The following is an 11089-nucleotide window of genomic DNA, read 5'->3' as shown; positions in this document are numbered from 1 at the left end:
ACCATCCCCCACCCCGCCCCCCTCCCCCTCTGGGTCCCGCCCCCCCCCCGCCCCGCCCCCCCCCTCCCACTCCGGGGCCCGGCCCCCGCCCCCCCCCGGCGGGGGGCCGCCCCGCGCCGCCCCGGGCCGGGCCGGGCCGGGGAACGATGGCGCGCGCCGGCCGGGGGAGCGGTGGCCCTCCATGGTCGGGGGAGGGCCACCGGCACCCGGTCGGCGCGCGGTCGACGTCAGACCCGCGTCATGGTCGAGGGGTAACCGCCCCCGCCGGGGTAGACCCACTCGCCGGTGACCGTGGTGCCGTCAGCGCCGAACGTGCCCCGGTAGTAGGCCGGGCTGCCCTTCGCGCCGCCCCAGATGGTCAACGTGTCGCCGGTCAGCTCGTAGACGTAGTCGAGGGTGTTGCCGGTCGAGTCGTAGAACCGCGACACCACGTCCGCGCCGACCGGTTCGCCGAACGGGCGCAGGTTCCCGATCACCTCCAGGCCGGTGACGGGCTGGCCGAACTGGGTGAGCGCGACCCGCTGGAGCAGGAAGAACCCGCCTTCCATCCACTCGTACGTCACGGTTCCCTCGGCGCCGCCGGTGACCGCCCAGGTGCCGACCAGGCGGTCCAGGGCCTTGAGCTCGGCGCTCGGCTGGTGAGTCTCGGACATCTTTCCTCCTTGGTGGGTGCTTGCCGGTACCTCGGAGCCGGCCCCCGATCCTCGACAACCACACGCCGTGACGACGGTCACAAGCGAGCGGCGTCGAAGCTCGCGCACCGGCTCCGAGGTGTCGGCAGTGACCCCGCTCAGAGGAGGAAGTCATGGCCACCCTCGCCGTTTCCGCCGCCCGCCCCCGGCCCGATCGCCTGCTCCTCGCCGGCGCACTTGCCGGCCCGGTCTTCTTCACCTCGGCCGTCGCCCAGCTGCTCACCCGGGAGGGCTTCGACATCACCCGGCATCCGATCAGCCAGCTCTCCACCGGCGACCTCGGCTGGATCCAGATCGCGACGTTCGTGCTCGCCGGACTCGGCGCCACGGCGCTGGCCGCCGGCATCCGGCGGACGCTCACCGTCGGCGTCGGTCGGCGGGCACTGCCGATCCTCGTCGGGATCTTCGGTGTCGGGTTGGTCGCCGCCGGGGTGTTCCCGATGGATCCGGAGCACGGCTTCCCGGCCGGCACCCCCGAGGGGCCGGTCGCGCGGATGTCCTGGCACGGCGTCGCGCACTCGACCGCCGCAGCCGTCGCCTTCACGGCGCTGGCCGTCGCCGCCGTCGTGTCGGTCGTCCGGTGCGTCCGCCACCGGCGCGCGCTGCCGGCCGTGGCGCACGGCATCGTGGCGCTCGTCCTGCTCACGCCCGTGTCGCCGGAGCACACGAGCATCCAGGTCGCCGTCAACGGCCTGGTCGCGTTCTCCTGGACGACCGTGCTCGCGCTGTCGTTGCGCCGCCACGCCTGAGCATGGCTAGTCTCGACCGACACCGACCACGATGGGAACGACCATGAAGTACCTGCTCCTCGGCTACACGCCGACCGCCGCCTGGGACGCCGCCGACACCCCGTCCGAGGAGGCGATGGCCGCCTTCGCCGCGTACCAGGAGTTCGAGCGGGAGCTCGTCGGGACCGGGGAGTTCGTCGGCAGCGAGGGCCTCGGCCACCCGGCGGTCAGCACCACCGTCCGGCGTACCGGCGACGGCGTCGTCGCGACCGACGGACCGTTCGCCGAGCTCAAGGAGGTCCTGGCCAGCTTCGCGGTGATCGACGTGGCCAGCCACGAGCGGGCTGTCGAGATCGCCGCGCGGATCGTCGAGGTGCTCGGCGAGCCGATCGAGGTTCGGCCGATCATGGGCGCGGACTTCGCGGCATGACGCGGCGCGTCCACCGGCGTCCCGCACGGCCGGCGCGCCGCGCGGGAGAGGCGGGTCCGGCGTGACCGCGTACGTCGAGGACCTGCTGCGCACGGAGGCGCCGCAGGTGCTCGGCGCGCTGGTGCGCCGGTTCGGCCGCTTCGACATCGCCGAGGACGCGACGCAGGAGGCGCTGCTCACCGCGAGCCGGGCCTGGCCGGCCGACGGCGTGCCGGCGGACCCGCGCGGCTGGCTCATCCGGGTCGGCTACCGCCGGATGGTCGACATGCTCCGCTCCGACCAGGCCCGCCGTCGCCGCGAGCAGGAGGTCGGAACGGCCGAGCTGGCCATGCGGGAGCCGGCCCGCCGGCCGTCCGCCCCGCAGGAGGTCGACGACAGCCTCACCCTGCTGCTCTGCTGCCACCCGGCGCTGAGCCCCACCTCCCAGGTGGCGCTGACGCTGCGCGCCGTGGGCGGCCTGACGACCGCCGAGATCGCGCACGCCCACGGCACGACCGAGGCCACAATGGCTACGCGCATCAGCCGCGCCAAGCAGCGACTGACCCGCGCCGGTGCCCGCTTCACCCCACCGACCGACGCCGACCGGGACAGCCGGACGACCGCCGTGACGCGGGTGCTGTACCTGATCTTCAACGAGGGTTACACGGCGTCGGCCGGCGAAGAGCTCGCCCGCGTCGACCTGACCCGCGAGGCGATCCGGCTGACGCGGATGCTCCACGCCGCCGTGCCCGACGATGCCGAGGTGACCGGCCTGCTCGCGCTGATGCTGCTCACCGAGTCGCGGCGGGCCGCCCGCACCGGCGGCGACGACGAGTTGGTGCCGTTGGACGAGCAGGACCGGACGCGCTGGGACCCCGCCCTGATCCGCGAGGGCACCGCACTGATCGACGGCGTCTGGAACCGGCACGAGGTGGGCCCGTACCAGTTGCAGGCGGCGATCGCCGCCGTGCACGCCGCGGCAGGGGCGCCCGAGCGGACGGACTGGCCGCAGATCGCGGCGCTGTACCTGTGGCTGGAGCGGCTCGCGCCCTCCGCGCCGGTGCGGCTGAGCCGGGTGGTGGCGGTGTCCCGGGCGTACGGGCCGGCCCGGGGGCTGGCGCTGCTCGACGACCTGAACCGGCGCTTCCGGCTCGACCGGGAGCCACTGACCCGGCAGCGGGAACGCGCGGTGCGCGCCCACCTGCTCCAGGAGACCGGCGACGCGGCCGGCGCGGCGACGCTCTACCGCCAGGCGGCCGCCCTGACGGAGAACCAGGTCGAGCGGCGCTACCTGCTGGAGCGGGCCGACCGCCTCGGCTGATGGCGCCAGCCTCCCGACGGCGCGGCCCCGCCCGGGCCGGCCACCCCCCCCGGTGGGACGCGGGCCGCCACCGGGATTCTCGGCCCGGCCACCCCTGGGTGGGACGCGGGCCGCCAGCGAATTCTCGGCCCGGCCCGGCCCGGCCCGGTGGCGCGGGCGACCGCCTCCGGGTGGGCGCGGGCCGCCGGGCGCGGGTCGTCCGACAGCGGACGCCTTGCCGGCGTCTGCCATGCTCTGGACGGTGACGACCGGCCAGCCGACCACCCCCCGCAGCCACCGCCGCGCCCCCCGTCGTGCCCGCAGGGCCATCCTGATCGGCGCGGTCGCGACCGTGCTCGCCGCCGTCGTCTACGTCTGCGCCGTGGTCGTCGTGCCGCTGCTGCGCCCGGCGGGCCCGCGCCCGCTCTTCCAGCTTCCCGTCGCCTGCGGCGAGACCTGGCAGCTCGGCACCTATCCCGGCCACGACGACTACGACGTCGACCTGTTCCCCACCGAGGGCGAGGCGTGGGGCCGACCGGTGCTCGCGTCCTACGCCGGCACCGTGACGGTGGCGGGGATCAACGGGTCGCTGGGCGGCCGTACCCCCGACAACCCGAGCGGCCCGCGCGGCCGGGGCGGCGGCTACTGGGTGAAGATCGACCACGGCGGCAAGTGGGAGACGCAGTACCTGCACCTGCTCGAACCGCCGCTGGTGCGGGTCGGTCAACGGGTCGCCCAGGGCGAGCAGATCGGGCGGCTCGGCAGCACCGGCAACTCCGGCGCGCCGCACCTGCACTACGAGCAGCGCCGGGGCTGGGAGAAGGTCGAGAGCCACTTCGACGGCGCCCCCTCCGGCATCACCCACGACGACACCGAATACACCGTCAAGCGCAAGAGCAACAACTGCCCGCCCGGGCGCTGACGATCGGCCGAGAACGTCGTACGCGGCTGGCATGCTGACCGGCGTGACCCCGCTGAGGATCATCAAGGGCGACGCGACCAGCCCGCAGGCCAAGGGGCCGAAGGTGATCGCGCACGTCTGCAACGACGCGGGCGGCTGGGGCAAGGGCTTCGTGCTGGCCGTCTCCCGGCGCTGGCCGCAGCCCGAGCGCTGCCTGACGTCGCTCGCCGACCACGCGCAGGCGCTGGCAGCGTCCGTGCACATGCCCAGGATCGGCTGCGGGCTCGCCGGCGGCACCTGGACCCGGATGGAACCGATCGTCGTGCGTACGCTCTGCGAGCGCGACATCGCCGTGACGGTGTACGACCGGTGACGGCACCGGGCGCGGGCCCGGAGAGGAGCCCCGTGCCCGCGCCCGGTGCGGGCTCAGCGCTCCTCGGTGCCCGTGGCGCCCCCCGGCTCGTCCCGCGTGCCCGCCTGACCGTCGGCGGCGCGGCGATCCAGCTCGAACTGGCCGTTCAACCTGTCGATCGCCTCCTGCAGGCGCCGGTCAAGCTCCTTGGGCTCGTAGCGCTCGGCGACGTCGGTCGCGTAGTCGAGGAGCCCGAGGTCGAGGCCGGGGAGTTGGGTGTCCGCCCGGGGTCCGGCGTCGTTCTCCGTCGGCCAGGCGAGCCAGAGCAGCGGCAGGTCGATGTCGACCCTGTCGCGGGGCGTCCGGCGGCCCCGGGTCTCCAGCATGACGGCGCAGGCCTCCTCCACGACCTCGCGGGCCGTCGCCGTGGCGGTGGAGATCGACGACCGGAGCGCGTTCCAGGCCTTCGCGTGCGCCGCCACCGCGTCACGCGCCTCCCCGATCAGGTCGGCGGCCTGCCTGTCGGCGGTCCTGACCTTGTCGCGGGCACGCTCGCTGCTGTCCGCGTACGGGTTGTGCGACTGCACCTTGATCGCGATGGCGCCGACGCTCAGCAGGATGAGCAGCACCACGAAGACCGGCTGGAAGATCGCCAGGCTGTCGAACTCGTCGGCCGCGTACTGCGCGCGGACCAACGCGGCGACACCGAGCAGCGCCAGGACCAGCGAGGCGGCCAGGACCGGGCCGGGCAGACGCGACCAGGGCAGGTCGTCCGCCCGCCGCTCCAGGGGCTCGGGCCGCCAGTCCCAGAACAGGCGGCGCAGCGCCACGGCGGGGTTGAGCGGCGCCACCCTCCGGCGCCGGCTCAGCCTGTCCTGGCGCCGGAAGAGGTGCGTCGCCAGGGCCACCCCGGATGCGTAGAGGCAGACCGCGATGCCGATGCCCGGCAGATAGGCGAAGTAGTAGAGCGGATGCCTCCAGTCCACGTCGAAGATCTGCTGCATCAGGTCGCCGATGAAGGAGGCGTCGAAGAGCGCCGACACACCGAGCACGACCCAGAGCAGCTTCGGCGGCATCAGGCGCCTGCGGCGGTCCTCGGGACCGTCCCCGGTGTGCCGCCGCACGATCCGGTCGTTCTCCTCGCACGCCTCGACGACGCTGCCGACCGCCCGGAAGCGGTTGACGTCGTCGATCCGGGCCCGCGCCAGGTGGTAGCGGGTGACCATGTCGGCGCCCGCCGTGTTGACCGCTTCCTGCGAGTGCCGCAGGGAGGCGTTCCCGGCGGTGAACGCCCGCAGCAGCGCGGCCGCCTCGAGGTCGTTCGGATTCTCCTCGCTGTAGCGGGTCGGGCCGAGGCCGATCGGGTCGCCGGGTGCGCCGGCGCACGATGCGGGTGCGACCCATCTCGGTCTGCGACCGTTGGTCCGAGTGCTGCCCTCCGCCATGCGATCCTCCACAGAATCGTTCAGCTCGCGGTGATGTCGACGCGGCGCAGGCACTGCAGCGCCGCGTCGGAGTTGTCGCCCGGTGCGACAGCGGTGCCGTCGAAGCACGTGGTGGTCGGGCCCATGCCCCTCGGCTGCGGGGACCGCACCCCGTCGGCGGCGAGCGCCTCCGCGACCGCCCGCGCCCGGTTCTCGGACAGGGTCTGGTTGTCCACGTCCCCGCCGGCCCGCGGGTCGGCGTACCCCTCGACGACGACTTTCGTGTAGGGCTTGGACCTGATCTGCACGGCGATCCGGGTCAGCACCCGGGCCGCCTCCGGGCGGAGCGTCCACCTGCCGGTGTCGAAGAGCGCCCCGGGAACGGAGAAGCTCGTCAGGTCCGGACCGAAGCTCACCGGGGGGTCCTGGGCGCCCGCGGCGGTCCCGGCCGTCGGCCCGGCCGCCGTGCTGCGAGGCACCGCGCCCGCGTCGGGAGCGCAGGTCCCGCCCGCCTCGGCGCAGAGGCGGGCCCACAGCGTCCGCAGCCAGGCCGCCTGTGCCGTACCGGGGATCGGTTGATCGGCGGCGGGATGTCCGACGCCGATCATGGTGACGGCGATGCCGTCGAGTTCCTTCGGCTGGATCTCGCCCTTCAGGCACTCTCCGGCGATGGCGTCGATCTCGGGCTGTCCGCGGAACCTGGAGCGGGTGAGGTCGGCGCAGCCGTGGGTCACCAGCCCGTCGGTCGCGATCACCAGGTGCCGGGAGGGGGCCGTCGAGTCCATGCGCAGCCACGCGGAGGCCTGACTGACCGCGCGCAGGACGTCGGTGCCGCCCCCCGTGGGCTGGACCTGCTGGACCTGCCGTACGTCGTCGGTCAGGCAGTCGCGCGCGTCCTCCCGCTTGCCGGCCTGGTTCGCCGCGTTCCTGGCCTGCTCCTTCCAGTTGGTCGACCGGATTGTCAGGCTGAGGTCGCTGGCGGGGCCGCCGAACGCGGAGAGGGCGACCGTCCGCTGGTCCGTGACGGCCCGTTCGATCTCCTCGCGGAGGGCGGGCGGATAGTCCACGGAGCCCACCCCGGACGCGGACCGGGTAGAGGCGGAGACGTCGACGAGAACGGCCAGCCGTCCGGCCCCCGACCGCGGCGACTCGGCCAGCCACCCGCACGGCGATGGTCCAGGGTCGTCGTGCCTGCAGCCGGCGACCGGCGCGACGGCGAGCAGCAGCACGACGGCAAGCGCCGCGTTCCGGCGCCCCCCGATCACCGTGGGGCTCCCGCGTGCCCGTCCCCCAGCTCGACGGGCTCGACCGCTTCGCCGAAGTCGGCGAGGTGCCACTTGCCCAGGTCGACGCCCATCTGCCGGCAGAACGCGCGCAGCGCCTTGTCGTACGCGTTCGCGAACTCGAACAGGCCGACCCGCTCGTGGTCGCGTACGGCCTGGGCGAGCACCCCGACCAGTTCGTCGTACCGGGCCCGCCGCTCGCCGGCGAGGGCGCTGGTCACCGCCGCGAGTTCGCCGTCGACGAGGCTGGCGGCGAACGGGAGCAGGAACTGCCGCTCGTCCTTGCCGAGGTGCTGGAACTGCTCCAGCTCCTGGAACCCGCGCAGCCACTGCTCGGTGCGGGCCCGGACCACCTCGTCGCGCGCCATCGCCAACTGCTGCTCGACGCGCCGCAGCTCCAGCGGGGCCTTCTGCTCGCGCAGCCGAGGATCCATCAACACCCGCACCGACGGGCGGCACCGCAGGTCCGGGCTCGCCTTCGGCCAGCAGAAGCCGGTGCCGAGCGCGTCGTCGAGCACCAGCTCGGCTCCCGCCGGGTCGAGCGGGTCGAGCGACCGGGCATGGCGCCACACCGTCTGCATCGTCCGTTCCCGCGCGACGTCCTGGTACGTGGCCGCCTCCTCCTCGATCTCGTAGATGTCGAAGTGCCGGGACGGGCTGTCCCACCGCAGGTGCACGAAGACGTGGAAGTCGTAGACGTCGCCCCTGGCCGGTACGACGAGCGGCGCGTCGCTCGCCGGGGGCTCGTAGACCTCCGCGGGCCTGGGCGCAACGGGGGCCCGATCGCCGCCGTCACCCCGGATCGTGCGCCAGAGTCGGCGGAAGAAGCCGTCAGCTCTCTCCATCGGTTGCCTCCCGAGTCGTTCCCGGCGCGAGCCGGCGGATGAGTGCGGCGATGAGCACCGCGTCCGGATGGCGGTTCCGCCAGAGCCGGAGGTTGAAGCGGGCCCGGCTGTCCAGCGGGCTCGCGAAGATCTCCATCGCCAGCGACTCGACGAAGGCCCGGAGCTTCTCGTCGTGGTCGGCGGCGAGCAGCCACTTGCGCATCGGGTCCCAGGCGCGACGTGAGGTCTCGGCGTTGGTGAGCGCGTTGCGCCACAGGTCCACCAGGGCGCGCTGCCACCGTTCCCGGCGCTCGGCGAGTTCGGGCAGCGCGGGCCAGCCCTGCCGATCGACGCTGCCGGGCTGGCGGGCGAGGATCACCAGGGCCCGTACGGCGTGCTGCGGCAGGTGCTCGTTGGGCGACGCCACCCAGTCCGCCAGCTCGTCCATCACGTCGTCGGTGGCGCCAGCGAGGAAGAGCATGCTCATCGCCGCGGCGACCGAGCTGCTGGCGGCCAGCTCGGGTTGGCGGCCCATCCGGGCCAGCTCGCGGACGGCACGGGGGACGTCCTCCTCGCCCAGCCGCATGCCGTAGACGCGGGCCGCGCTGTCCTGCAGCAGCGGGTCGGGGCTGCGCGACCAGTCGTACACCCGCTGCCGCACGCGGCGGGTGAGCCGGGCGTCCACGTAGGCCATGTCCATGGCCAGGGCCGCCGAGCGCCGGTAGGTCGCCTGCCAGCGGGCCCAGACCCCGATCAGGACGCGGTAGACCTGGTCGAAGTCGAAGCCGGCCAGGATCCCGACGATCTGCGCGGCGCGCAACCGGACCTTCCAGGAACGGTTCCCGGCCAGCACCATCAGCCAGGTCATGAGCGGGCCGCGCAGCGCGTCGTAGTCGTGCCAGGCGACGTCGAGGATCGCCCGGATCAGGGTCTCGTCGGCCAGTTCGGCGCAGCGCGGGCCCGGCCGCTGCTCGTCGCCCCGGGCGGGCGCCACCATCGACGGGTGGATCAGCCTGTCGATGTTGCCGTCGAAGATGAGCCGGTCCGGTGTGGTGCCGCGGGTCTCGTAGAGCGGGATGATCTGCTGGCTGAGCAGCTCGCCGGCGTGGAACACGTCGGAGAGCGGATGGCCGGCGAAGACCGCGTACGCGATCCGGAACGCCTGCCGGTGCGGTATCAGGTATGCCTTCTCCGCGCTCTCCTCGGCGGGGGCGAGGATGTCCTTCGCGAGCTTGCGGGACTGGTTGTCCCAGTCGGCCAGCAGCTGGTCGAGGTCGCCCTCCCGGTCCGGGTTGCCCGCGAGGTGTTCGGCGAGCCGGACCACGTAGCGAACCGAGCTGGCCAGCCGGATCCGGCTGGCCACGGCGGGGTGCTGGACGGCCCTGTCGTGGTAGGCCCGGTCGGCCTGGTCCGCGTCCCGCGTCCGTGCCGGGGTCGCGCCGCTGGCCAGCAGCACCCAGAGGTGGCGTCGCAGCACCTCCTGGTGGTCGGGACGCTCGTGCGCGAAGGAGGCCTCCGCGTTCGCGCGCTCGGTGCTGTCCAGGATGACGACGAAGGCACCCGTGTCCCGGGCCCGCCGGCGCAGGGCGTCGACCGCCCCGTCCCGCATCGGACGGTCGTCGCGGTCGATGATGATGCCGGCGCCGCGCTCCATCACGCAGTCCTCCGCGAGCACGGAGAAGATCAGGTCGTCGTCGACCTCGACCGTGCCGATCCGGTCGCGCAGGCAGCCGACCTCGTCGAGGAGCTTGATCGCCGTGGTCCGGCGGCCGCTGCCGACCTCGCCGCAGAGGCGGATGAGGTGCTGCCTCCCGAGCGCCTCCCGCATCACCTCGACGTTCGGTACGGCCACGTAGGTGCGCACCTCCGCCGCGACGTACGCCGGACCGAACACGCCGTACTGGACGGTGAACTTCCGGCCGCCGAAGTAGGCGTGGTAGACGCGGCGGTCGTGGTAGTACGCCCGGGCGTTCGGCCCGGAGGCCGCCGCGCCACGGTCCGCCCTGCTCTGGTTCTTCTGGAAGCGTTCGCGCTGCTGCTGCTCCTCGGGGTCGTAGTCGACCCTGTCGTCGTCGTCCATCGCGCCGGGCGCGGTCGGCTGCTTTCCCTTTGTCGACTCGGCGTCGAAGTCCTTGCGGACCTTCTCGGCCACCGGCTCGTCCGCAGGTCGTACGGACGGCGGCTCGGGGCGGCGCTGGGCGGGCACGGGCGGCCCTTCCGGCGCGCTCGGCAGCGCCGCCTGGGCCGTAGGGGGCGCCGGCGGCTCTGCGACGGCGGGTGGCGCAGTGCCGGGCAGCTCCGTGTCGCCGGCCGGCTCCGGGCGGTCGGGTGCCTCGCTCATTCGTGCCCGCCCGCGTCGAAGCGGTCCGCCCGCGACCCCGGGGCGTTGTGGTTGTAGACGGCCGACGCGTTGGAGCCGCTGGCGGCGGCGCCGTTCGGCGCGTACGAATTGTTCGTGGTGACCGCCGTGTCGCTCGGCCGCTGGGGCACCGGGATGTCCCGACGCAGGACCGCGACGATCTCGTCGAGGTCCTTGGCCTCCTCGCGCGTGCGCAGGTGCCGGTACTGGAAGCTCGGCAGGTCGACGATGTCCCCGGGCAGGTCCACGGGGGACGGCAGGGGCGCCCCGTCGAGCAGGACCGGAAGCACGACCTTCTGCCGCTTGATCGATTCGCGGATCTCGTGGCGCACGTAGTCGTCGGGGTCGTCGATCCGTCGGAGTCCGTTCGCGTCCCGGGCGTCGAGCCACTTCCCGCCGATGAGCACGAGCAGGACCGTGCTCTCGCTCAGCCGCCGCTCCAACTCCGGCGGAAACGGTCGACCGGGCGGGAGGGAGGTGGAGTCGAGAAAGACCCGCTCCTTGCCGAAGATGGCGCACAGCCTCTCGTTGAGTAGCGCGGCCTTGTCGTGGCCGTCGCCCGTCCGGTAATTGATGAATGCGCCGGCCATCGGCCCCGCCTTTCGAAGAGGTTGACGGTCCGACCGATGAGTAGGTGTCGTCATCGGTCGGACAGGTCGAAGAAACTGCGGTGAAGAGTGCCTCGGGTCGCATGCCGAGCCGCGGCCGTTGCGTCAATCGGGTCGGCGGAATAAGAGTTTCACCAACCATCGAGGAAGCACAATGGCGTTTCCCTCGGCTGATCGGACAGACAACGGAACACCGGGGACCGCGTGCT

The 11089-nt window shown here is 73.6% G+C and carries 11 protein-coding genes; 5 read left to right on the top strand and 6 right to left on the bottom strand.

All coding sequences use genetic code 11. The annotated features are described in order from the left end of the window. Positions 1-227: 227 nt before the first annotated feature. Positions 228-653 carry a hypothetical protein gene (locus ACWENR_RS15040; protein ID WP_452277568.1) on the bottom strand — a complete coding sequence of 142 codons (426 nt, stop codon included), beginning with the start codon at positions 651-653 and terminating at the stop codon, positions 228-230. Positions 654-805: 152 nt separating this feature from the next. On the opposite strand from ACWENR_RS15040, the gene ACWENR_RS15035 reads away from it, so the two are divergent. From ACWENR_RS15035 to ACWENR_RS15015, 5 genes are all read left to right on the top strand, one after another. After that, the gene (locus tag ACWENR_RS15035) at positions 806-1441 is read left to right on the top strand and encodes a DUF998 domain-containing protein (protein WP_452277567.1); all 636 of its coding nucleotides are present in this window, start codon (positions 806-808) and stop codon (positions 1439-1441) included. Between the two features lie 43 nt (positions 1442-1484). Continuing rightward, positions 1485-1850, top strand: a complete 366-nt coding sequence (locus ACWENR_RS15030; protein WP_452277566.1) for a YciI family protein — start codon at positions 1485-1487, stop codon at positions 1848-1850. A gap of 61 nt (positions 1851-1911) precedes the next feature. After that, positions 1912-3150, top strand: coding sequence for an RNA polymerase sigma factor (locus ACWENR_RS15025; protein WP_452277565.1), 1239 nt, complete (start codon positions 1912-1914; stop codon positions 3148-3150). 229 nt (positions 3151-3379) lie between these two features. Then, positions 3380-4051 (top strand): M23 family metallopeptidase, encoded by a 672-nt coding sequence (locus ACWENR_RS15020; RefSeq protein WP_452277564.1) that lies wholly within the window; start codon positions 3380-3382, stop codon positions 4049-4051. 31 nt (positions 4052-4082) lie between these two features. Beyond that, positions 4083-4403: a hypothetical protein gene (locus ACWENR_RS15015; protein ID WP_452277563.1), complete on the top strand. Its 321-nt coding sequence runs from the start codon at positions 4083-4085 to the stop codon at positions 4401-4403. 53 nt (positions 4404-4456) lie between these two features. Here the strand turns inward: ACWENR_RS15015 and ACWENR_RS15010 are convergent, their stop codons facing one another. The 5 genes from ACWENR_RS15010 to ACWENR_RS14990 form a co-directional block, all read right to left on the bottom strand. Beyond that, positions 4457-5827 carry a hypothetical protein gene (locus ACWENR_RS15010; protein WP_452277562.1) on the bottom strand — a complete coding sequence of 457 codons (1371 nt, stop codon included), beginning with the start codon at positions 5825-5827 and terminating at the stop codon, positions 4457-4459. A 20-nt stretch (positions 5828-5847) separates the two neighbouring features. Further along, positions 5848-6873, bottom strand: a complete 1026-nt coding sequence (locus ACWENR_RS15005) for an OmpA family protein (protein ID WP_452277561.1) — start codon at positions 6871-6873, stop codon at positions 5848-5850. A 194-nt stretch (positions 6874-7067) separates the two neighbouring features. Further along, a complete protein-coding gene (locus ACWENR_RS15000) occupies positions 7068-7934 on the bottom strand; it encodes a hypothetical protein (protein WP_452277560.1) in 867 nt (288 codons plus the stop codon). Next, complete coding sequence (locus tag ACWENR_RS14995; protein ID WP_452277559.1) at positions 7921-10254, bottom strand: hypothetical protein; 2334 nt, start codon at positions 10252-10254, stop codon at positions 7921-7923. Before ACWENR_RS14995 ends, ACWENR_RS15000 begins: the two co-directional genes overlap by 14 nt. Continuing rightward, the gene (locus ACWENR_RS14990; RefSeq protein ID WP_452277558.1) at positions 10251-10862 is read right to left on the bottom strand and encodes a toll/interleukin-1 receptor domain-containing protein; all 612 of its coding nucleotides are present in this window, start codon (positions 10860-10862) and stop codon (positions 10251-10253) included. Before ACWENR_RS14990 ends, ACWENR_RS14995 begins: the two co-directional genes overlap by 4 nt. Positions 10863-11089 lie beyond the last annotated feature (227 nt).

The sequence above is a fragment of the Micromonospora sp. NPDC004336 genome, from assembly GCF_053602615.1.
This window is presented reverse-complemented; position numbering and strand designations above follow the sequence as displayed.